Raw genomic sequence first — 21,142 nt, forward strand, 5'->3', positions numbered from 1 at the left:
AAGTATCATGTCTCAAGCCGACAGCCAGTTTGACAACGTCAGCATCGAAACCCGCGCCAATGTGTACCACGACGGCAAGGTCACCAGCCGGGTGGTGAAGTTTGCCGACGGCAGCCACAAGACCCTGGGCATCATGCTGCCGGGTGAATACACCTTTGGCACCGAGGCCGCCGAACTGATGGAAATCACCGCCGGTGATCTGGAAGTCCAGCTGCCGGGCAGCGAGGAATGGCTGCGCATTCAGGGCGGAGAGTCCTTTGAGGTGCCCGCCAACGCCAAGTTCAACATCAAAATCCACAGCCTGGTGGATTACTGCTGCACCTACTTCAAGTAAGCCGTACTGTCGGGGCGGTCACGGCCGCCCTGCATCAAAAGCATAACTATCCAGAAAAAATGTCGCTCTGGTTATAAAAATTCACTCATTGCAATTTTTAACGCAAAAAAACCGGTTAAACCGCCCCATTCGCCTTGCGACCTTTCCTCGCCTTGGTTAAAGTCCCCGGCTTTGTTTCTCAAGGTCCGATGACCTTCGCTGTAAAGGAAACCCCGCTGATGGAAAGCCCGCATATCAGTTCGCTGATCCCCATATTTCTGACCCTGCTGCTCTCGCTCACCACCCGTAATGTGGTCATTGGCCTGTTTACCGGCGTGCTCAGTGGTGTGGTCATGCTCAACAACTGGCTGCATCCCCTCGACAGTTTCGGCATTCTGGTCAAGGACCACCTGGTGGCCCAGCTCACCGACAGCTACAACGCCGGCGTGCTGGTGTTGCTGGTATTTATCGGTGGCTTTGTGGCGCTGATGGAGCAGTCCGGCGGCGGCCAGGCCTTTGCCCGCCGGGTGACCCACTGGGTCAGCAGCAAGTGCCGGGCTCAGGTGTCGGCCTGGCTGGGCGGCATCGTGATTTTCTTCTCGGATCTGGGCACCCCGCTGATCGTGGGCCCGGTGTTCCGGCCGCTGTTTGACAAGCTGAAGGTATCCCGCCAGAAGCTGGCCTTTATTATCGACTCCACCGCCTCGCCGGTGGCCATTCTGGTGCCCTTTATCGGCTGGGGCGTGTACATCATGGGCCTGCTGCAAAAGGAGTTCACCGCCCTGGAGCTTGACTTGAGCGACTGGCAGGCCTTTATCTCCGCCATTCCGTTTCAGTTTTACGCCGTGCTGGCGGTGACCATGGTGCCGCTGATCGCCTTCAAGAAACTGGACTTTGGCCCCATGGCCGAGGCCGAGCGTGCCGCCGAACGCGGTGAAATCGCCGCCGGCCCGCAGCAGCAGGTTACCCCTTTTACCCACGACAATGCCCGCGCCAGCTTTGTGTGGGCACCGCTGCTGGTCATGGGCACCGTGCTGATGGCCATGCTGGGCCCGCTGGGCTTTCCGTTTGAAAAGGTCTCCGGCTCGGTGTTTCGCGCCGCTCTGTCTACCGCCTATTTCTCCGCGGCCGTCACCCTGATCGGTCTGATGGCGGTGTACGGCGTGCGCCGGGTCAGCGATGGTATTGCCGTGTATCTGAAGGGCATGGGCAACATGATGCAGGTGGCCATAGTGCTGATCCTGGCCTGGACCCTGAGCAGCGTGGGCAAGGAGCTGGGCGCCGCCGCTTATATCGCCGAGCAGGCCCAGGCCGGCTTCCCCGCCTGGCTGGTGCCGGCGGTGGCGTTTTTGCTGTCGGCCATCATCTCCTTTGCCACCGGCTCCTCCTGGGGCACCTTTGCCATCATGCTGCCCCTGGTGATCCCCACCGCCATCGCCATCGACGCACCGCTTTACGCCTGCATCGGCGCCGTGCTGTCGGGAGGCCTGTTCGGCGATCACTGCTCGCCGATTTCGGAAACCACCATTCTGTCGTCTACCGGCTCGGGCTGTGATCAGTTTGAACACTTCCGTACCCAGCTGCCCTATGCCCTGCTCAATGGCAGTATCGCCCTCGGGGGCTTTGTACTGGCCGGCTTTATCGCCAACCCGCTGATCCTGGCCGCTGCCGTAGCCGCCCAGCTGGTGCTGGTCAGTCTGCTGGCGTGGCGTCAGCGCGCCCTGCCTCAGGGTCAGACTGCCTGAGACCTATCCGGGCCGGCACTCGCCGGCCCCGCATTCGGGGGGCGCGGCACACAGGCGGTTGCGCCCCTGCTCCTTGGCCGCATACAGCGCCTTGTCGGCCCGGCCCACAAAATCCTCGATACGATCATGCTGCTCGGGCACCCCGGCCACCACGCCGAGGCTCAGGGTCACGACGCCGTGCTCGGACTGGTCATGGGCAATATTGAGCGCCCGCACCGCCTGCAGCAGCCGGCCGGCCACATGACGGGTCTGCCACAGATCCAGCTCCGGCAGCAGCACGATAAACTCTTCACCGCCATAACGGGCCACCATGTCACCCTGGCGATGCAACTGGCCGGCCAGCGCCTGAGCCACCCGATGCAGGCATTCGTCCCCCTCCTGATGGCCGTATTCATCGTTAAAGCGTTTGAAGTAATCAATGTCTCCCATCACCAGTCCGAGCGAACGCTGCTCACGCTGGGCCCGCCGCCATTCGGCTTCCAGGTGCCGGTCAAAGCAGCGCCGGTTGGCGATCTGAGTCAGGTCATCCACTTCGCTCAGGCGCTGCAGTGACTGGTTCATTTCCTGCAAATGACGGTTGGCCCGGGCCAGTTGCTGCTCCGCCGTTTGCCGGGCATTGACAAAGGTCTCAAAGGTCGCGCCCATGCGGCTGATTTCATCATCGCCCTCGCTGGGAATGGGCACCGGCTTGCCCTCACCGTGGGAAAGCATGGCCCGGCTGAGATCATTGATGCGATAAATAATGGCCCGGCGAATATAGAAAATGGCCCCCAGGGTGATCAGCACCAGCATCATGGAAGCCGCCAGCAACCCCGCCAGTGAATTTTGCATCAAGGCCTGTTGCTCGGCCAGGGCCTGCTCCGCCGAGGCCTTGAGCCGCTTGTGATAACCAAAAGTGGCGCTGGTGAGCTTTTGCGCCAGCACCCGGGTCTGACGGGCCGTGGCCAGGGTGGCCCGGGCATGACGCAGCAGCGGGCCGCGCCGGGTGAACACCGCCGGCAACTGCTGCTCAAGCCGGGCACGCAGGGCAATAAAGTCGGGCTGGGTCAGCGTCAGGCCGGACAGCACCTGCAATTGCTGTTCGCAGTAGGCTTTCAGGCGGCTGATATGCCCCGGCCGCTCTGCACTCAGGGCGGCGGCGGCATAGCCCAGCGCCGCCAGTGCCGGCCCGGTAAAGCGCTGCTCGGCCACAGGCAGCCCCTCCATCGACTGCAGCTCGGACACTCGCCTGAGCAGCAGAAACAAGTCATCCACCTGATGAAACTGTTCCGCTTGCAGCTCCTGCTCGGCCCGCAGCCGCTCGTTCAGCCGGTCCAGACTGCTGAAAAAGGGGGTTTGCCAGCGATCCAGGGCGGCGGCATCGGCCTCGCTCATCCGCCCACCATCCTGCTCCAGCCGTTCCCGGGTGCCCTGATAGATGCTGGCCAGGTTTTCCACCCGCCGGTTGCCGGCACTCACCGAGCGATCATTGCCCACCAGCAATTCATAGACCTCGGCGGCAATGGTTTCGGCATCCCGGGTGAGCTCGGCGGCGATCATGGCCCGCTCAAAATGACCGCTCACCGCCCCCACCAGCCGCGAGTACTGGCTGAATATCACATAGGCAAACAGCGAGGCTGAAAGCAGATAGAGTCCGAATACCAGCATGATGATGAACGTCAGCCGGCGTCCCAGGCTGTTGCGAATGGTCATGCGGCCACTGGCGGTCACGTTGGCACCTCAGCGGAACAGAGGAGCATACAGCAACCCGCCTCGGGACCAGGGCTGATTCAGCCCCTGAGGCATATTGACCGGGGTGCCGGGGCCAAAGTGGCGCTGATAGATTTCGCTGTAGTTACCCACGCTGTGAATGGCCCGGTAGGCCCAGTCGTCGGGCAGCCCCAGCCGTTTGCCCAGATCTCCGCTCACCCCCAGCAGGTTGCGGATTTCCGCGTCCTTGTTGCCGGAGCGGATCTGATCGATGTTTTTTTGGGTAATGCCCTTGTCGTCGGCCAGGATCAGGGCGTGGATCACCGAACGAATGACCCGCTCCCACTCGGCGTCGTCGTTGCGGACCATGGGGCCAACAGGCTCTCGTGACAGCAACTCGGGCAGAATGCGGTAATCATTAGGAGCGTCGGCCCGGTGGGCCCGGTTAATGGCCAGGTTGATGCGGTCGGCGGTGTAGGCATCGCAGTGCCCCCGAAAAAAGCTGTCGCCGTTGGAAAACAGCACCTTCGCATGGATCTGATCCCGCGCCAGCAGGGTCAGCAGGTGGTTGTGGGTGGTGGTGTTTTCGGTCACGCACACCGACTTGCCGTCGAGGTCGGCCAGCTTGCCAATGCCCGAATCCTTGCGAACCAGCAGGCCCTGGCCGTCAAACAGGTAGATGGCGGGAAAGGCCACCTGATATTGATCTTCCCGCCCAAGGGTCCAGGTGGCGCTGTACATCACCACGTCGCTGCGTTTTTGCTGCAGCGTGGTAAAGCGGCTGGTGGCGTCCACTTCCACATATTGTACCCGGTCTGCATCGCCAAACAGGGCGGCGGCGGTGGCCCGGCAGAAGTCCACGTAAAACCCGCGCCAGACACCGCTTTCATCGATGGCGCTGCGACCGGGGTCATCCGGAAACACGCCACAACGAATATCGCCGTGGCGCAGCACCGTCTGCAGGGTGTTGGCCTGCGCCGGCAGGCCCGCCAGCAGTAACAGCAACAGGGCCAGCCCGCCGGCGGCCTTGCCAAAATATTCCATTCCCATCATCGCACCCTTGTCAACGCACCCCTTAACCCTGTCAGCATGACCCATTTTGCAAAAAATGACAGCATCCAGTCGCCATTTGGCTCACACTTTCCGTTTTTCCTCCTGGCGCTTACGGGTGGCCGGCGTAAACCGGCCGCCGGCGTCAGCGACTATTCTGAACACAGACCTTTTTGTCAGGAGAAACACCATGCTCATTACGATCACCGTGCGGCTGGTTTCCGGTATGTATGCCCATGATGACTGGGCCTGCGAGCTGGAAATCGACGACGGCGCCACCCTGCATGAGCTGCACGATGCCATTCAGCAGGCGGTGCGGTTCAACAATGATCATATGTATTCGTTTTTTATCGCCCGCAGCGAACACGCCGGCGAACGCCTGCACTTTGACGGTGACGAATACTCCCTCGATGCGCCCATTTCGGATCTGTTTCCGCTACCCAGGGGCAAAAAACTGTTCTACTGGTTCGACTTTGGTGACGACTGGATTTTTCAGGTGTCCCGCTCCCGTAAAAAGCCGAGATCCGATCCGGCCACGCAACGCTATCCGCGCCTGACCGGAGAAACCGGTACCCGCCCGGTGCAGTATGAAGGCTATGATCCCCATGCCGAGCCGGAGTGGTAAGCCCATGTTGAGAGCCTTTTTCGTGTTGTTGCTGCTGAGCCTGCCGCTGGCGGCGGCAGAGTACCGGGTGCAGACCCTGGCCACCGGGCTGCATCACCCTTGGAGCCTGACCGAGCTGCCCGACGGCAGTCTGCTGCTGAGTGAACGCCGGGGCCGGCTGTGGCATATGACGATAAATGGAAAGCGACGCGCCGTTTCCGGCCTGCCGGCCATTGCCGCCGGCGGCCAGGGCGGCCTGCTCGATCTGGCCCTGCACCCGCAGTTTGCCGACAACCGGCTGCTGTATTTCAGCTTCAGTCAGCCCGGCCCGGGCGGCGCCGGTACCGCCGTGGGCCGGGCCCGGCTGAACGGGAACAAGCTGGAACAACTGCAGGTGCTTTTTGAACAGACACCCAAAACCCACGGCCGGGCCCATTTTGGCTCCCGCCTGGCCTTTGATAACCAGGGTTATCTTTTTATTACCACCGGCGATCGCTACCACAGCCGGCATCAGGCCCAGCGCCTCGACAACCATCTGGGCAAGATCCTTCGGCTGCATGATGACGGCCGGGTGCCCGCCGACAATCCCTTTGTCGGCACCCCCGGTGCCCTGCCAGAAATCTGGAGCCTGGGGCACCGCAACCTGCAGGGCGCCGCCATTCATCCGGGTAGCGGCGAACTCTGGACCCACGAGCATGGCCCGCAGGGCGGCGACGAGGTTAACCGCATTCGAAAAGGGGCCAACTACGGCTGGCCGGTGGTGACCTTTGGTGAGGAATACGGCGGCGGCACCATTGGCGAAGGCAGCCGCAAACCGGGCATGGAGGATCCACTCTGGGTATGGGTGCCGTCCATTGCCCCTTCCGGCATGCTGTTTTACACCGGTGAGGCCTTTCCCGGCTGGCGCAACAACCTGTTTGTGGGCGCCCTGGCCGGGCGACGGCTGGTTCGGCTGGAGCTGGACGGCGATCGCGTCACGGGCGAGCATCATCTGCTGGTTGAGCAGGGCTTTCGTATTCGTGCCCTGCACCAGGCCGCCGACGGCGGTATTTACGTGCTCACCGACGACGCCGATGGCCGCCTGCTCAAGCTGGTGCCGGTGGCAGCCAAGGGCTGATCTTGAGCGGGAAATGGGGTAACCTGTAACAACTGTACTTTATTTCAGTTACTTTTGTGAACAATAAGGAAGGCAATATGAGCGACAAGATCTGGAACGTTTACCTCTCCGGCGAAATCCACACCGACTGGCGCGAGCAAATCATCAATGGTTGCGACGCCAAGGGCCTGAAGGTGCGCTTCAGCTCCGCCGTGACCGATCACGACGCCAGCGACATGGTGGGCGTAAACATTCTGGGCAGCGAAGAAGACAACTTCTGGCGTGACCGCAAGGCCTCCGGCATCAACAGCATTCGTACTTCTACCCACATCAAGGAAGCGGATCTGGTGGTGGTGCGTTTCGGACCCAAATACAAGCAGTGGAACGCCGCCTTTGACGCCGGCTTTGCCGTGGCGTCCGGTGTGCCCATCATCACCCTGCACGATGCCGAGCACGATCACCCGCTGAAGGAAGTGGACGAGGCCGCCAAGGCTACCTGCCGTCACCCGGAGCAGGTGGTGGAGATCCTGGCCTACCTGATGTCCTGATCCCCCATAAAACGGAGCCTGAATGGCTCCGTTTTTACTTGTTTGTGCCGGTTTCTGTCGGCCATCGTCCCGCCAGCCCCTTCTTCGAGCCCCCTTCTGTTTTAAACTTGGCCTCAGACATGACAGAACGGGTACCACTCCATGAACATTCGCCTCGCTACGCTGCTGCTGACGCTGGTCACGCCGTTAATGGCTGCCGAGCCAATATGGGTAGACGTGCGCAGTGTGGAGGAGTATCAGCAGGATCACCTGCCCGGCGCCGTGCTGATCCCCCATACCCACATCGCCCGGGGCGTGAGCGAGCAGTTTCCCAACCGCAATACTCCCATCAACCTCTACGGTGCCGATGGCCGGCGCTCCCGCATGGCCATGGAAGCCCTGCAGGCACTGGGCTACAGCCGGGTAGAAGACTTTGGCAGCCTGAGCCAGCTCAGGGGTGAAGCGCCGGCCCCCATGCCCACGCTGCAGCCTGCCAGCCACTCCCTGCCCTTGCAGTAAGCGCCCTCACGCGGGCTCGAATTCGCGCATGCCCACCTTCAGCACCCGGTCGCCATCCACGTCTGCCACCGTCCAGATCATGTCGTAACGCACAAAGTGATCCCCCACCACAGGGTGACCACTGTTGTGGGCCAGCATAAAGTCGCCCAGGGTCAGATCCCGCTCGGTAACGGGCACGTCCACGCCGTACATCAGCGCCACATCGCCCATGCGGGCATCGGCGTCGAGAATAAAATCGCCAAAAAAGGCCCGGGCTTTTTCCCGTGCCGCTTCCAGATTGCCACCAAACATGTTGTTCAGGGTCTTGAGATGGGTGCTGCGGCCGATCACACAAAGCATGTCATTGACCGCCAGCCGGGTGCTGCCCGAGGCGGGCAGCAGGTTTTCCCCCCGGAATACCGCCGCCACCCGGCAATGGGGCGGAAAGGTCAGCTGGCGTACCACCACGCCGTCGAGAGACTGGCTGTCCACCTGATAGAGGAACATCTCGAAGTCGTCTTCCTTGAAAATACCCAGCATGGAGCGCCGCCGGGGCGCCGGCTCGGGGGGCACTTCCACCTTCATCCAGCGGGCCACCGGCGACAGGGTGGAGCCCTGCACCAGCAGAGAGATCAGCACCACGAAAAAGGCCACGTTAAACAGCATGTTGCCTTCGGGAATACCGGCCATCAGCGGAAAAATGGCCAGCACAATGGGCACGGCGCCACGCAGCCCCACCCAGGAGATAAAGCCCAGCTCGCGCCCATTAAAGCGGAAGAACGGCAGCAGCGAGGCCAGCACCGCCAGTGGGCGTGCCACAAAGATCATGGCCAGGGCAATCAGGCTGGCGGGCAGTGCCATGGCCCACATGTCGGCGGGAGAGATCAGCAGTCCCAACACCAGGAACAAGCCAATCTGGCTAAGCCAGGCCAGGCCGTCGAACACCGGCAGAATCGACTCCAGGTTGCGCAGGCGGGAATTGCCCAGCACCAGTCCGGCCAGGTATACCGCCAGAAAACCGCTACCTTCCAGCACGGCGGTCAGGGCAAACAGGGTCAGGCCAAAGCCGAACACCAGCAGTGGATAGAGGCCGGCCACCAGGTGAATGCGGCGGATCAGCTGCACCAGCAGCAGGCCGCCCAGCAGCCCCGCCAGCGCCCCCACGCCGAACTGGCTGAGCAGGAACAACAGGGCATCACGGGAGCTGTTCATCTCGCCGGTGATCAGGGCAATCAGGGTCAGGGTGAGAAAGATGGCCATGGGATCGTTGGTGCCCGACTCGATTTCAAGCGAGGCTCCTACCCGCTGGTTAAGCTGCATGCCCCGGCCACCGAGCAGGGAAAACACCGCCGCCGCATCGGTGGAGCCGACAATGGCTCCCAGCAGTAAGCCCTGCAACCAGCCCAGCTCGAGAATGTACACGGCCAGCAGGCCGGTAATACCACTGGTGATCACCACCCCAAGAGTGGCCAGGCTGAGCGCCGGCTTGAGGCCCACACGAAAGGTATCCATGCGGGTACGCATGCCGCCGTCGAGCAAAATAATGGCCAGGGCCAGGTTGCCCACGGTATAAGCCAGGGAATAACTCTCGAACTGAATGCCGCCGGGACCGCTTTCACCGGCCAGCATGCCGATCAACAGGAAAATAAGCAGAATGGGAATGCCCGAGCGCGCCGACACCAGGGTCGCCAGCACACTCAGACACAGCAAGACGCCGGCCAGCAAAAACAGGTGTTCGATATTATCCAATATGATTATTCCAGTGCTTTTTAGATATGAATGTTATATCACAGCCGAAGCCGCCCGCAGGGTGAGAATTCAGCCTTCCATAGCCATTTTCGCCAGCAGGTCCTGGTAACATTTCAGACTGGCCGCGCTGAACAACACAAACCGGACCTGTTTCACTCCGGGGCAATGCGTCAGGGTGGCCTGCACGGTATTCACGGCAATCTGCGTTGCCGGCTCAAGAGGATAGCCGAAAATACCGGTGGAAATGGCGGGAAAGGCCACCGACGAGGCGCCCTTCTGCTCACACAATTCCAGCGCCGTTCGGTAACAGGAGGCCAGCAGGCCATCGGCGGGGTCATCCACGCCATATACCGGCCCCAGGCAATGGATCACATAACGGTTGGGCAGCTGATGGGCGCCGGTGATCACCGCCTCACCGGGTTTGATGGGCGCCAACGGCCGGCACTCCTGCATCAGCCCGGGGCCGGCGACCCTGTGAATCGCCCCGGCCACACCGCCGCCGGGCAGTAGGGCGCCGTTGGCGGCGTTGACAATGGCCTCCATGTCCGGTTGTCGGGTGATGTCGCCCTGTACGCATTCCAGAGTTACACCCTGCTGCTGTATTTTCATGGGTCGCTCCTGCTCTATGTTGCCAAGGGGTCAGCCTGAGCTTAGTCCGCCGGCGTCTGCTGGAGCATCAGGGCGCGACCCAAGGTGGAAAAATAGCGGCCAAAGGCGGCGTTGCAGCGGGCCCGTTGCGTCCCTTGCGGATACAGCCCGAGCTTCGCTTCCCGGGTGGCCCTGGTGCCCTTGACCAGAAAGCCGTTCTTGATGACGGCGTCCTGCACAAAGGCTTCAAAGGCCCGGGCACACAATTCCTCGGGCCGGCTGAAATAGAGCACGCCCTGTTGCTCGTCGATGCGGGCCGAGGCATCAAACTGGGGGCTGGGCCGAGTGCCGTCTTCGCTCAACAGCACGGCTTCAAAGCAGGCAAACAACAGCTCGTTAAGGGGGTGCGGCACGGTGCGGGCATTATTGAGCCAGGCCTGGGACGCCAGGGTGGCGCCGGTAACGCCCAACAGGGCCTTACCGGCCATGTAATGGTCAAAGGCGTGAAACCATTCGTGGGCGATGCTGCCCGGGCCGGCGTTTTTGGCCAGAGAAAAGCAGCGGGTGGCGGGGCTGTAGTGGGCACTGACGCCGGGCCGGCCGCCGATGCCGTATTGCAATGACAGGGTGCCGCGCAGGGAGATCAATGGTTCGGGGCCTCGCAAAATCAGCATGAGATCGCACAGGGCGTTGTAAAAATGCGCGGCGGCAGTTTCACGTTCGGCGCGTGTCACCCAGCGGCCGATCTCGATGCTGCGAAAGTCAAAGCGCCGGCGAAGGTGAACAAAATCCGCCACTTCTCCCTGCAGGTGATCGGGGCCATTACGGTAAAACTGCCGGTCGTTCATTGCCATGGGTGCGGGTGTCAGGCTGTGGTCACAGGCCTGCAAGCTTACCTCGTCGCCCCTGCCGTCATCAAAGTGTCATGGTGTAATAAAACCGTCATATTCCACCGGCATAGTGCGCCCATCATGACGATGAGGATGTACCATGAGCTCTGAAACTTCCGCCCTGCCCGCTTCTGCCGCTCCCAGTCAAAGCGCCCCTCGCTGGCTGTCCTGGCTGCTGGTGGCCACCCTGGTTTATCTGCTGCTGGCCGCCGTGGGCGCCATTGGCAGTGGCTTCAAGGCCGCCGCCGGCGAGAACGCCAAGGCCCTGTTTGACTTTGCCTCCAATCCGGTCATCGCGCTGATCGTCGGCGTGGTGGCCACGGCGTTGATCCAGAGTTCCAGTACCGTTACCTCCATCATCGTTGGCATGGTGGCCGGCGGCCTGCCGTTGGCCATTGCCATTCCCATGGTGATGGGCGCCAATATCGGCACCTCGCTCACCAGCACCCTGGTCAGCCTGGGCCATGTGCGTAACGGCGAAGAATTCCGCCGCGCCTTTTCAGCCGCCACCGTACACGACAGCTTTAACCTGCTGGCGGTGGCCATTGTGCTGCCGCTGGAACTGCTGTTTCAGCCGCTGGCCCGTGCGTCAGAATGGCTGGCCGGCCTGCTGGTGAGCGACACCAGCATGAGCCTTGGCAACATGAACTTCATGAAGGCCATGCTGGCCCCCGCCACCGGCATGATGAAAGAAAGCGTGGCCTGGCTGCCCGGCATCTGGTCCGGCGTGGCGCTGATCCTACTGGGTATCGGCATTATTCTGATGGTGGTCACCCAAATCGGTAAAGTGCTGCGCTCCCTGATGGCCGGCCGGGCCATGGGCATTTTGCGCACCGCCGTGGGCCGCGGCCCGGTGTCGGGCATGGCCTCGGGCACCCTGGTGACCGTATTGGTGCAGTCGTCTTCCACCACCACCTCGCTGATTGTGCCCCTGGCCGGCTCCGGCATGTTCAGCCTGAAACAGGTTTATCCCTTTATTCTGGGCAGCAACATCGGCACCACTATTACCGCCCTGCTGGCGGCCACCGCCATCACCGGCGCCTCGGCCATGGTGGCGCTGCAAATCGCCCTGGTACACCTGCTGTTTAACGTGATGGCCATTGCCCTGATTTATGTGCTGCCGCTGCTGCGCTCCCTGCCCATGCACATGGCCGAGCTGCTGGCCACTCAGGCCCAACGCAACAAGGGCTATGTGGCGGCCTATATCGGCGGCGTCTTCTTTGCCCTGCCCCTGGGCCTGGTGGGCCTGAGCCAGTGGCTGTGAGTCACTTTACGCTGATACGCCCGTAAGCGAAGCCGCAGTGCGGTTGCGCTTCACGACACACTGCAAGTACATCCCTGTAGCGCTCGACAAATTCCATCCCTGGAATTTGACGGTCGGCTTCACAATCCCCACTGCTGCTTTGTTCAGCTGTCGAGTTGCCTGCCTGGTAACTTACAGTCAACTCATCACCTCGTTCCCACGCTCCGCGTGGGATACCCCAAAGGGCCGGTGGAGTTCTCAAAGGCAGGTCGCTAGAATGGCGCCTGCTTTTTTACTTGCCGGACAACATTCCAATGGACGCCACCGCCCTGCCCATTTTTCAGGCTCAGCTGCTCACCGCTCTCGCCGAGCCACCCGCCGACATTCGCCGCCTGTTTCACGGCCGGGGCCGACGCTGGCCGGGCCTGGAGCAATTAACCGCCGACTGGCTGGACGGCCAGTTGGACGGCCGGTCGGACGGCCAGTTGCTGGTGAGCCTGTTCCGGGAGCCGGAGCCCGAATTCCTGGACGCCTTACTCACGCTGTTAACCGAGCTGGTGAGCACAGAGATATGGCAGCAAAGTGGCGCTACCGCCCTGTTGCTGCAACACCGCAGCCGGGAAGGCTCGCCGCTGGAGGTGCTCTGGGGCGAGCTTGAACCCAACCCTGTGGTGCGCGAGCACGGCCTGAACTACCAGCTCACCCTTGGCCGCAACCAGAACCACGGCCTGTTTCTGGACATGCGCGCGGGCCGGCAATGGGTACGGGAACAGGCCAAAGGCAAGCGGGTGCTGAACCTCTTTGCCTATACCTGCGGCTTTTCCGTGGCCGCCGTGGCCGGCGGGGCCGATCACGTGGTGAACCTGGACATGGCCAGATCGTCCCTGGCCCGGGGCCGGGACAATCACAGATTAAACCACCACGATTTAAGCAAGATCAGTTTTCTCGGCCACGAGCTGTTCAAGTCTTGGGGCAAGGTGCGCAAGCTCGGGCCTTATGAGTTGATCATCATCGACCCCCCTTCCTTTCAGAAGGGCAGCTTTGCACTCACCAGGGACTACCACAAGATATTGCGCCGGTTGCCGGAGCTGCTCACCGAGCAGGGCACAGTGCTGGCCTGTGTGAACGATCCGGACATCGACTGCCGGTTCCTGATAGAGGGCATGGCCGAGCAGGCACCGGAACTGCGTTTTGTGGAGCGCCTCGACAATCCGCCGGAGTTTGCCGACATCGACAACGAGGCCGGGCTCAAGGCGCTGGTGTTTGCTCAGGGCTAAAGGCCGGCTCCCTCTCTCGGGCGTATTTTTGCGCCAGCACCGCACAGACCATCAGCTGAATTTGATGAAAAATCATCAGCGGTAACAGCGCCGGCCCCAGCATGGCCCCGGCAAACAGTACCTTGGCCATGGGCACGCCCGTGGCCATGCTCTTTTTTGAGCCGCCAAAAACGATGGTGATACGATCTTCCCGGTTAAAGCCCAGTCGGCGGCCCAGCACAGTCGTCAGACAGAGGATCAGCGCCAGCAGGGCGCAACAAACCAGGGTCAATATCGCCAGTTTCGACCATGACACCGTGTGCCACAGCCCTTCCACCACGGAGGCACTCAGCGCCGTATACACCACCAGCAAAATGGAGCCCTGATCCACCTTGCCCAGCCAGGCCCGGTTGCGATCCACAGCACCACCGATCAGCGGCCGCAGCAAATGGCCGGCGGCAAAGGGCAACAACAGCTGGACGCTGATGGATAGAATGGAGTCGAGTGGTGACACCGCAGCACCAGCCTGCATATTGAGCAGGGCCGCCACCAGCAGCGGTGTGAGCACGATACCCAGTATGCTCGAGGCCGAGGCACTGCATACCGCTGCCGGCACATTGCCCCCGGCCAGTGAGGTAAAGGCAATGGCCGACTGCACCGTGCCCGGCAGCACACACAAAAACAGCACCCCCATATAGAGACTTTCTCCCAGCAGCGGCAGCAGCACCGGCTTTAGCAGCAAGCCAATCAGTGGAAACAGCACAAAGGTGCAGCCAAATACCAGCAGGTGCAGCCGCCAGTGGGTGGCGCCGGCTACAATGGCCTGACGCGACAGCTTGGCACCGTGCATAAAAAACAGCAGGGCAATGGCCGCCGTGGTGAGATGGTCGAACAACACCGCACCTACGCCGTGGGCCGGGAACAGGCTGGCGGTGGCCACTACCGCCAGCAGCACCAGCGTGAATTTGTCGAACAGTAAACGTGAATAACCGAACATGATGATTTTTTCAGATTGAGAGCGAATACCCGCTACGGTAACCTGAATGTCACTCGCACTTTGTCGATAAAATGAGATGAAGTATCGCCAATCAGACAACCAACAAGCACTGCTGGATCAGCTGGCCCGGCTGAAGCAACTGCCTCGCCCGGTGCTGGGGCAACAGCTGGCTCTGCCCAACCAGGCCATTCATGCCCGGCATGCGCATCCCTGGGTGCAGCTGTCCTACGCCGCCGAAGGGGTACTGACGGTGGAAACGCCTCATGCCCGCTTTGTGGCGCCGCCCAGCCGGGCCGTGTGGATACCGTCGGAGCTCGAGCACGGTGTGCACTGCGCCGCCAACACGCAAATTCGCAGCCTGTATGTCGCGCCCCATGTTGTTTCGCCCCGTCCCTGTGAAGTGGTGGCAATCAGCCCGCTGCTCAGGGAGCTGATCCTCACCTTCAGCCGGTTTGAGGTGGAATATGATGAGGCCGGTACCGAGGGCCGGCTGGTGGCGGTGCTGCTGGATCAATTGAACACGGCACCGGCCTGTGCGCTGATGCTGCCCTGGCCCGATAATGAGCCCCTGGCCGGCATTTGCCACTACCTTGCTGCTCATCCGGACTGCCGCCGGCCCATGAGCCACTTCAGCGCGCAACTGGGGATCAGCGACAAGACCCTGGGCCGGCGCTTTGTGTGTCACACCGGCCTGGGTTTTCGCCAATGGCGCCAGCGCGCCCGCCTGCTGGCCGCCCTGCCCCTGCTGGAGCAAAACCTGCGCATTACCGACGTGGCCCTGGAATGCGGCTACGACAGCCTGTCAGCTTTTATCGCCGCCTTTGGCGAACTGCTGGGATGCACGCCGGGAGAATACGTAAGACGTAAAACGTAAGACGTCCTATAACGGCAATGCCGTGGTGTACTTGATTTGCTCCATGGCGAAGCTGGAAGTGATATTCGACAAGCCTTCGGTGCTGTTGATGAGCTTTTTGTAGAAACGGTCAAAAGCGACAATATCGGCTACTACCACCCGCAGCATGTAATCCCATTCACCGGACATGCGATAAAACTCCACCACTTCGTCAAAGGCGGTCACGGTCTCGGCAAAGCGGGCCAGCCAGCGGCTGTCGTGATGCTGGGTTTTTATCTGCACAAACACCGACAGGCCCAGCCCCAGGCGCTCGGCATCGAGCAATGCCACCCGGCCGCGAATGTAGCCGGCCTCTTCCAGCCGCTTGACCCGCTTCCAGCACGGCGTGGTGGACAGGTTCACCGCCTCGGCCAGATCCTTGAGCGCCAGGGTGGCGTCCTGCTGCAACAGGGCCAGGATCTGGCGATCGAAATTATCCATTCGCAAAACCGCTCAATGAGAGAAAATTATTTCCAAAATTATCGCTCAGGCCGGAAACAAGAGAAAACGATTTTCGAGAACAGAGAATACAATTTTACTCATTACCTCATTTTTTCTCGGACGCCTTCTCATGAGCCAGTGGACCCGCACCGCCCTTAAAATTCTTTCCAGCGATCAGCTGCGCACCTCGGATACGCACCTTTACCGGCTGGACATACCCGCCCTGAACGGCATTGATATCTATCTGAAGGACGAGAGCACTCACCCCACCGGCAGCCTCAAGCACCGGCTGGCCCGCTCGCTGTTTCTGCATGCCATCTGCAGCGGCAAGGTGCGCGAAGGCACCCATGTGGTGGAAGCCTCCTCCGGCAGCACGGCAGTATCGGAAGCCTATTTCGCCAAGCTGCTGGGCCTGCCCTTTACCGCCGTGATGCCGGCCTCCACCACCCGCAGCAAAATCGCTCAGGTGGAGCGCCTGGGCGGCCGTTGTCATTTCGTGGATCACGCCTCCCAGGTGTATGCCGCCGCCGAGCAGCTGGCCCATGACACCGGAGGCCACTACATGGATCAGTTCACCTACGCCGAGCGGGCCACCGACTGGCGTGGCAACAACAACATTGCCGAAAGCATTTTTCGCCAGCTGGCAGAAGAGCCCCACCCCGAGCCCGAGGCCATCGTGATGAGCGCCGGCACCGGCGGCACCTCGGCCACTCTGGGTCGCTACATTCGCTATGCCGGCCTGAACACCAGGCTGGTGGTAGTGGATCCGGAAAACTCGGTGTTCTTTGACAGTTTCATGCAACAGGATGCCAGCCTCACCAGCCAGGCCTGCGGCCGTATTGAAGGCATTGGCCGCCCCAGAGTGGAAGCCTCGTTTCTGCCCGAGGTGATCGACCACATGATCAAGGTGCCCGACGCCGCCAGCATCGCCACCATCCACTGGCTGGAGCGCATGCTGGGCCGCAAGGCCGGCGGCTCTACCGGCACCAACCTGTGGGGCGTGCTGCAACTGGCGCAGGAAATGCAAAAAGCCGGCAAAACCGGCTCTCTGGTGACCCTGATGTGCGACGGCGGCGAGCGCTACCTCGACACCTACTACAACGCCGACTGGGTCACCGAGCATATCGGCGATATCACGCCCTGGAGTGAGCAGCTGGCACAGCTGGGTTAAAGGGACGAGATTAGGCTTGCAGTCTACCTCTGTCATTCCGGCCTTCGAGCCGGAATCCATTCTGCAGGCTACCGAGTAACCCGCCCTGGACCCCGGCCTTCGCTGAAGTGACGGTACTTATCTCGCTTCGCATGACACAGTTTCCCCTCACTCCTTACTACTCACCGCCGTCCGGCTTGCCCCCAGCACCAGCATGCAGGGGGTGAGCAACAGGGTCAGCAGGGTGGCAAAGGCCAGGCCGCCGGCGATGGCGCTGGAGAGCTGGGTCCACCACTGGGTGGACGGCGCGCCCAGCCCCAGTGAAGGCGTCAGCAGGTCCACATTCACCCCCAGTACCATGGGCATCAGCCCCAGCACGGTAGTGATGGCGGTAAGCAGCACAGGGCGCAGACGCAAACAACCGGTTTCCAACGCAGCCTCCACCGGGCTCAGACCATCGGCGCGCAGCTGGTTGAAGGTGTCGATCAGCACGATATTGTTGTTCACCACGATACCCGCCAGGGCGATGATGCCCATGCCCACCATCACAATGCCAAACGACTGGCCGTTCAGCAGCAGCCCCATCAGCACGCCGGCGGTGGAAAACACGATGGCCGACAGCACCAGGGCGGTCTGGTACAGGCTGTTGAACTGGGTCACCAAAATCAGCGTCATCAGCAGAATGGCCACCACAAAGGCGGTAGTCAGAAACTGCGCCGCTTCCCGCTGATCCGCATCTTCCCCGGCCACGATGAATGCCACGCCCTTTGGCAGTTCAACCCCGGACTGCTGCAGCGCCGCCAGCCGCTCATCGAGGCGAGCCCCCTCGGCCATGTCGGCCTTGATGGTCACGGTGCGCCGGCCATCCACCCGGTGCAGGGTGCCCACCTTGGGCGCCGGGGTCAGGGTCACAAACTCGCTCAGCGGCACCTGGCCGCGGGGCGTGTTCAGGGTCAGGCGCGAAAGCTGATCCACCGAGCGCCAGTGCCGGGGCAGGCGCACGCGAATGTCCACCTCGTCGCTGGCGTCTTCCGGCCTGTAGCTGGCGAGCCTGAGACCGTTGGTCACCAGCTGCACCGCATTGCCCACACTGAGCACATCGGCGCCCATACGGGCGGCGGCTTCCCGGTCTACCCGCAGCCGCCATTCAATGCCCGGCAGGCTGCGATCGTCCTCAATGTCGACAAAGCCGCCCAGCTCATTCATGGCATGGCGCACGCGGTCGGTGGCGATGCTCAGCGTCTCGTTGTCACTGCCCGACAGCCGGATTTCCACCGGTTTGCCGCCCCCCGGCCCCATTTGCTGCTCTCGAAACTCCAGCACCACCCCGGGCATGTCGGTGGTACGCGCCAGCATGGTTTCCCGAATGGCGCTGGCGGGCCGGCGCAAATACCAGTCGATAAACTGAAACTGCAGCACGCCAATCACATCATTGCCGCGCTGGTTGTCTACCATAGCAAAGCTGCGGGCATAAAGTGCCTTCACCTCGCTCAGCCCCGCCAGCCGGCGTTCCACCTCGCGCAGCAGGGCATCCTTTTCATACACCGACAGATCCCCCCGGGCCCGCACCTGCAACTGGGCGCTGTCGGGCTCGATATCGGGAAAAAACTCCACGCCGTGGTTAAAGCGGGCATAACCGGCGTAGACCAGGGCCATCAGCCCGAGGGTGCCGGCCAGGGTCAGCCCGGGGCGGCGCAGCAGCCGGGCCAGCAAGGCACGGTAACGCGCAAGCCCGGGCACCACCACGGGGGCTTTGGGCTGGCGATCGATCCGGCCCAGTCCGCCCATGGTGGGCAAAAACACCAGCGCCATGGCCAGCGACGCCAGCAGGCAGATAATCACGGTGGCGGGCAGGTACTGCATAAACTCCCCCACCACACCGGGCCAGAACAACAGCGGCACAAACACCGCCAGGGTGGTAAAGGTGGAGGCGATCACCGGCCAGCTCATGCGATGGGCGGCGTTGATCCAGGCCTGTTTCGGACTCTGGCCCTCATGCAGATGGCGATCGGCCAGCTCGCTCACCACGATGGCGCCATCCACCAGCATGCCCGCCACCAGGATCAGCGAGAACAGCACGATAATGTTCATGGTAAAGCCGATGCCCCAGATGATCAGAATGCCGGTGAGAAAGGCGCCGGGAATGGTGAGCCCCACCATTACCGCCGAACGCGCGCCCATGGTGGCGAGAATAAGAATGAGCACCAGCACCACGGCGGTGAGCACGTTGTTGAGCAGATCCGACAGCATGGTTTCAATCTGGGTGGACTGATCCATGATGTAGTCGATCTTCACGCCCTCGGGCAGCAGCGGCCGGGCTTGCGCCAGCAGCGTCTTGACCTCGTCGATGGTCTCGATGATGTTGGCGCCGGCCCGTTTGCTCACCTCCAGCACCAGACCGGGCTGACCGTTGATTCGGGCAAAGCCGGCGGGATCCTTGAAGGTGCGCCTGAGCGTGGCCACATCGCCAAAGGTCACCACTGTATCTCCGCTGACCTTGAGCGGCAGACCAAGCACATCGTCCAGATCTTCAATGACGCCCGGCACCTTGATGGCCAACCGGCCGGCGCCGGTGTCCAGGCTGCCGGCGGCCACCAGCCGGTTGTTGCGGGACACCAGATTAAATAATTGCGTATAGTCGATGCCGTAGCCATCCAGCACCTGGGGGTCGACCAGGATCTCCAGCAAATCTTCGCGATCGCCGCCGATGTCCACTTCCAGTACCTCGGCAATGCCTTCTATTTCATCCTTGAGGCGCCGGGCGATCGTCACCAGTTCGCTTTCCGCCAATGGCCCCGACAGCGCCACCGACAACACCGGAAACAGCGCCACGTTAATCTCGTGCACCACCGGCTCATCCGCCTCCTGAGGCAACTCGCTGCGGGCCGAGTCGACCTTTTCCCGCACCTCCTGCAATGCCTGCCGGGGATCAAAGCCGGCGTCAAACTCCAGCATCACAGCCGCATGACCCTCGCTGGCGGTGGAGGTCATTTTCTTCACCCCTTCCAGGGTACGCAGCTCCTGCTCCATGGGCCGTACCAGCAGGCGCTCGCCGTCTTCCGGGCTGATGCCTTCCAGCGCCATGGACACATACATCATGGGAATGGTGACGTCGGGGTTGGCTTCCTTGGGAATCGCCTGGTAGGCCCCCACCCCGCCCAACAGCAGGAACACAAAGGCCAGCAGCGTCGCCCGGCTGCGGTAAACGGCGGCTTCAATCAAGGCCCTCATTCGGCCAACTCCCGCACCGCCACCGTCTCGCCCTCGGCCACAAAGCCGGCGCCCCGGGTCACCACGCGAGCCAGCTCGGGCAGGCCATCGACCCAGAGCGCATTCGGTGTAATGGCCAGCAGGGTCACCGGCACCAGTTGCAGACGGTTGTGTTCATCCACCACATGCACCCCGGGCCGGCCGCGCTCGTCCAGCGCCAGCAGTGCCGGCGACAACCGGTGTGCCGGGCGCGGCGGCAGCGCAATGCGCAGCTCGGCGCTGACCCCCGCCAGACGCAGCGCCTGCGGGTTGGCAAAGCGGGCTTCCACCGCAAAGCTGCGGGTATCTTCATCGGCGGCACTGGACACAAAGGTAAGGGTGCCCTCAAGCGTGCGGCCATCCAGCAGCACCGCGGTCACCGGCAAGCCCGGCGCCAGCCCGTTCACTTGTTGCTGGGGTACACGGGCCATGAGTTTCATCTCGCTGGCATCCACCAGATGCAGCAGCGCGTCACCGGCCTTGACGTAATCCCCCGCTTCCACGTGGTGGGCATCCACGGTGCCGGCAAAGGGCGCGGCAGGCCGGCTGTAGTCCAGCGCCAGCCGGGCCTGAGTGAGGACCGCCTCGGCCTGGGTGGCGGCAGACTTGCGCTGCAGGTAGTCGGTTTCGGCCAGCAGGCCCTGGCGTTTGAGCCGCTCGGCCGCCGCCAGCTCGGCTACCCGCAAGGCGCGTTCGGCCTCGGCCCGGGCCAGGCTGGCCTTGCGGTCATCCACACTGAGCCTGAGCAGTTCCTCGCCGGCACTCATCCTTCGGCCCAGCGCAGGCACACGCTCCACAGTGCCCTCCACCCGGGCGCGCACCACCAGTTGCCGGACCGCCTGCAGCTGGCCCTGTACCACCACCTGAGGATGGTAAGGTTCGGCAGCCATGGGTTGCACCTGCAGCCGGAACTCGGACTCAGGGCTCGCCGGAGCGGGCGCCGGGGCCTGATCGGCGGCCTGGTACACCCGGCCATGCCACAGCCAGAACACCACCACCGCCAGCACCACCGCTATCCACATCAACCCTTTATGCTTGCGCCAGGCCATTGCCACCATGTTGTTATCCGTGCATTTAGAGTGTTAACTCAGCATATCAATTTGAGGAGTTGGCAGACAGACTCACGGAATGCAGTAGCGACCGGGGTCACGGTGCGTGCAAAAAC

General features: G+C 62.1%; 19 protein-coding genes. 10 read left to right on the plus strand and 9 right to left on the minus strand.

Features of this window, described 5'->3' with window-relative positions; all coding sequences use genetic code 11:
- Positions 1-7 precede the first annotated feature (7 nt).
- Positions 8-334: a pyrimidine/purine nucleoside phosphorylase gene (gene ppnP, locus Q9290_RS03950; RefSeq protein WP_306078341.1), complete on the plus strand. Its 327-nt coding sequence runs from the start codon at positions 8-10 to the stop codon at positions 332-334.
- 188 nt (positions 335-522) lie between these two features.
- Positions 523-2,058, plus strand: coding sequence for a Na+/H+ antiporter NhaC family protein (locus tag Q9290_RS03955; protein ID WP_306078342.1), 1,536 nt, complete (start codon positions 523-525; stop codon positions 2,056-2,058).
- Between the two features lie 3 nt (positions 2,059-2,061).
- Here the strand turns inward: Q9290_RS03955 and Q9290_RS03960 are convergent, their stop codons facing one another.
- Both Q9290_RS03960 and Q9290_RS03965 read right to left on the minus strand, forming a co-directional pair.
- The gene (locus tag Q9290_RS03960) at positions 2,062-3,768 is read right to left on the minus strand and encodes a GGDEF domain-containing protein (RefSeq protein WP_306078343.1); all 1,707 of its coding nucleotides are present in this window, start codon (positions 3,766-3,768) and stop codon (positions 2,062-2,064) included.
- Between the two features lie 9 nt (positions 3,769-3,777).
- Positions 3,778-4,797, minus strand: a complete 1,020-nt coding sequence (locus Q9290_RS03965; RefSeq protein WP_306078344.1) for an amino acid ABC transporter substrate-binding protein — start codon at positions 4,795-4,797, stop codon at positions 3,778-3,780.
- A gap of 190 nt (positions 4,798-4,987) precedes the next feature.
- On the opposite strand from Q9290_RS03965, the gene Q9290_RS03970 reads away from it, so the two are divergent.
- The 4 genes from Q9290_RS03970 (at position 4,988) to Q9290_RS03985 (ending at position 7,543) form a co-directional block, all read left to right on the plus strand.
- On the plus strand, positions 4,988-5,422 hold the full coding sequence (locus Q9290_RS03970) for an IS1096 element passenger TnpR family protein (RefSeq protein WP_306078345.1): 435 nt from the start codon (positions 4,988-4,990) through the stop codon (positions 5,420-5,422).
- Positions 5,423-5,426: 4 nt separating this feature from the next.
- Positions 5,427-6,518, plus strand: a complete 1,092-nt coding sequence (locus Q9290_RS03975; RefSeq protein WP_306078346.1) for a PQQ-dependent sugar dehydrogenase — start codon at positions 5,427-5,429, stop codon at positions 6,516-6,518.
- A gap of 77 nt (positions 6,519-6,595) precedes the next feature.
- On the plus strand, positions 6,596-7,045 hold the full coding sequence (locus Q9290_RS03980) for a YtoQ family protein (RefSeq protein WP_306078347.1): 450 nt from the start codon (positions 6,596-6,598) through the stop codon (positions 7,043-7,045).
- Between the two features lie 141 nt (positions 7,046-7,186).
- Positions 7,187-7,543 carry a rhodanese-like domain-containing protein gene (locus Q9290_RS03985; RefSeq protein WP_306078348.1) on the plus strand — a complete coding sequence of 119 codons (357 nt, stop codon included), beginning with the start codon at positions 7,187-7,189 and terminating at the stop codon, positions 7,541-7,543.
- A gap of 6 nt (positions 7,544-7,549) precedes the next feature.
- Here Q9290_RS03985 and Q9290_RS03990 read toward each other — a convergent pair whose 3' ends face one another.
- The 3 genes from Q9290_RS03990 to Q9290_RS04000 form a co-directional block, all read right to left on the minus strand.
- The gene (locus Q9290_RS03990; RefSeq protein WP_306078349.1) at positions 7,550-9,271 is read right to left on the minus strand and encodes a potassium/proton antiporter; all 1,722 of its coding nucleotides are present in this window, start codon (positions 9,269-9,271) and stop codon (positions 7,550-7,552) included.
- A gap of 69 nt (positions 9,272-9,340) precedes the next feature.
- Positions 9,341-9,880 (minus strand): macro domain-containing protein, encoded by a 540-nt coding sequence (locus tag Q9290_RS03995; RefSeq protein WP_306078350.1) that lies wholly within the window; start codon positions 9,878-9,880, stop codon positions 9,341-9,343.
- 41 nt (positions 9,881-9,921) lie between these two features.
- Positions 9,922-10,713 (minus strand): CLCA_X family protein, encoded by a 792-nt coding sequence (locus tag Q9290_RS04000; protein WP_306078351.1) that lies wholly within the window; start codon positions 10,711-10,713, stop codon positions 9,922-9,924.
- Between the two features lie 136 nt (positions 10,714-10,849).
- Between Q9290_RS04000 and Q9290_RS04005 the strand changes: the two genes are divergently transcribed.
- Complete coding sequence (locus Q9290_RS04005) at positions 10,850-12,013, plus strand: Na/Pi symporter (protein WP_306078352.1); 1,164 nt, start codon at positions 10,850-10,852, stop codon at positions 12,011-12,013.
- Between the two features lie 293 nt (positions 12,014-12,306).
- Complete coding sequence (locus Q9290_RS04010) at positions 12,307-13,269, plus strand: class I SAM-dependent methyltransferase (RefSeq protein WP_306078353.1); 963 nt, start codon at positions 12,307-12,309, stop codon at positions 13,267-13,269.
- Here Q9290_RS04010 and Q9290_RS04015 read toward each other — a convergent pair.
- On the minus strand, positions 13,241-14,245 hold the full coding sequence (locus tag Q9290_RS04015; RefSeq protein ID WP_306078354.1) for a bile acid:sodium symporter family protein: 1,005 nt from the start codon (positions 14,243-14,245) through the stop codon (positions 13,241-13,243). The genes Q9290_RS04010 and Q9290_RS04015 overlap by 29 nt on opposite strands.
- 76 nt (positions 14,246-14,321) lie before the next feature.
- On the opposite strand from Q9290_RS04015, the gene Q9290_RS04020 reads away from it, so the two are divergent.
- Positions 14,322-15,119, plus strand: a complete 798-nt coding sequence (locus Q9290_RS04020) for an AraC family transcriptional regulator (RefSeq protein ID WP_306078355.1) — start codon at positions 14,322-14,324, stop codon at positions 15,117-15,119.
- Between the two features lie 6 nt (positions 15,120-15,125).
- Here the strand turns inward: Q9290_RS04020 and Q9290_RS04025 are convergent, their stop codons facing one another.
- Positions 15,126-15,578 carry an Lrp/AsnC family transcriptional regulator gene (locus Q9290_RS04025; RefSeq protein WP_306078356.1) on the minus strand — a complete coding sequence of 151 codons (453 nt, stop codon included), beginning with the start codon at positions 15,576-15,578 and terminating at the stop codon, positions 15,126-15,128.
- Positions 15,579-15,708: 130 nt separating this feature from the next.
- Between Q9290_RS04025 and Q9290_RS04030 the strand changes: the two genes are divergently transcribed.
- Positions 15,709-16,749, plus strand: coding sequence for a PLP-dependent cysteine synthase family protein (locus Q9290_RS04030; RefSeq protein ID WP_306078357.1), 1,041 nt, complete (start codon positions 15,709-15,711; stop codon positions 16,747-16,749).
- A gap of 147 nt (positions 16,750-16,896) precedes the next feature.
- Here the strand turns inward: Q9290_RS04030 and Q9290_RS04035 are convergent, their stop codons facing one another.
- Together Q9290_RS04035 and Q9290_RS04040 are read right to left on the minus strand one after the other, a co-directional pair.
- Positions 16,897-19,959, minus strand: a complete 3,063-nt coding sequence (locus tag Q9290_RS04035; RefSeq protein WP_306078358.1) for an efflux RND transporter permease subunit — start codon at positions 19,957-19,959, stop codon at positions 16,897-16,899.
- Complete coding sequence (locus Q9290_RS04040) at positions 19,956-21,035, minus strand: efflux RND transporter periplasmic adaptor subunit (protein ID WP_306078359.1); 1,080 nt, start codon at positions 21,033-21,035, stop codon at positions 19,956-19,958. Before Q9290_RS04040 ends, Q9290_RS04035 begins: the two co-directional genes overlap by 4 nt.
- Positions 21,036-21,142 lie beyond the last annotated feature (107 nt).

Source organism: Oceanimonas aquatica, assembly GCF_030732065.1.
In the GTDB taxonomy this organism is placed as follows: domain Bacteria; phylum Pseudomonadota; class Gammaproteobacteria; order Enterobacterales; family Aeromonadaceae; genus Oceanimonas.

Excerpts from the sequence above, each read along its gene's own strand:
- ppnP (WP_306078341.1), top strand. The coding sequence starts at position 8 with ATGTCTCAAGCCGACAGCCAGTTTGACAACGTCAGCATCGAAACCCGC.
- Q9290_RS03955 (WP_306078342.1), top strand. The coding sequence starts at position 523 with ATGACCTTCGCTGTAAAGGAAACCCCGCTGATGGAAAGCCCGCATATC.
- Q9290_RS03965 (WP_306078344.1), bottom strand. The coding sequence starts at position 4,797 with ATGGGAATGGAATATTTTGGCAAGGCCGCCGGCGGGCTGGCCCTGTTG.
- Q9290_RS03970 (WP_306078345.1), top strand. The coding sequence starts at position 4,988 with ATGCTCATTACGATCACCGTGCGGCTGGTTTCCGGTATGTATGCCCAT.
- Q9290_RS03975 (WP_306078346.1), top strand. The coding sequence starts at position 5,427 with ATGTTGAGAGCCTTTTTCGTGTTGTTGCTGCTGAGCCTGCCGCTGGCG.
- Q9290_RS03980 (WP_306078347.1), top strand. The coding sequence starts at position 6,596 with ATGAGCGACAAGATCTGGAACGTTTACCTCTCCGGCGAAATCCACACC.
- Q9290_RS03985 (WP_306078348.1), top strand. The coding sequence starts at position 7,187 with ATGAACATTCGCCTCGCTACGCTGCTGCTGACGCTGGTCACGCCGTTA.
- Q9290_RS03995 (WP_306078350.1), bottom strand. The coding sequence starts at position 9,880 with ATGAAAATACAGCAGCAGGGTGTAACTCTGGAATGCGTACAGGGCGAC.
- Q9290_RS04000 (WP_306078351.1), bottom strand. The coding sequence starts at position 10,713 with ATGGCAATGAACGACCGGCAGTTTTACCGTAATGGCCCCGATCACCTG.
- Q9290_RS04005 (WP_306078352.1), top strand. The coding sequence starts at position 10,850 with ATGAGCTCTGAAACTTCCGCCCTGCCCGCTTCTGCCGCTCCCAGTCAA.
- Q9290_RS04010 (WP_306078353.1), top strand. The coding sequence starts at position 12,307 with ATGGACGCCACCGCCCTGCCCATTTTTCAGGCTCAGCTGCTCACCGCT.
- Q9290_RS04015 (WP_306078354.1), bottom strand. The coding sequence starts at position 14,245 with ATGTTCGGTTATTCACGTTTACTGTTCGACAAATTCACGCTGGTGCTG.
- Q9290_RS04020 (WP_306078355.1), top strand. The coding sequence starts at position 14,322 with ATGAAGTATCGCCAATCAGACAACCAACAAGCACTGCTGGATCAGCTG.
- Q9290_RS04025 (WP_306078356.1), bottom strand. The coding sequence starts at position 15,578 with ATGGATAATTTCGATCGCCAGATCCTGGCCCTGTTGCAGCAGGACGCC.
- Q9290_RS04030 (WP_306078357.1), top strand. The coding sequence starts at position 15,709 with ATGAGCCAGTGGACCCGCACCGCCCTTAAAATTCTTTCCAGCGATCAG.
- Q9290_RS04035 (WP_306078358.1), bottom strand. The coding sequence starts at position 19,959 with ATGAGGGCCTTGATTGAAGCCGCCGTTTACCGCAGCCGGGCGACGCTG.
- Q9290_RS04040 (WP_306078359.1), bottom strand. The coding sequence starts at position 21,035 with ATGGTGGCAATGGCCTGGCGCAAGCATAAAGGGTTGATGTGGATAGCG.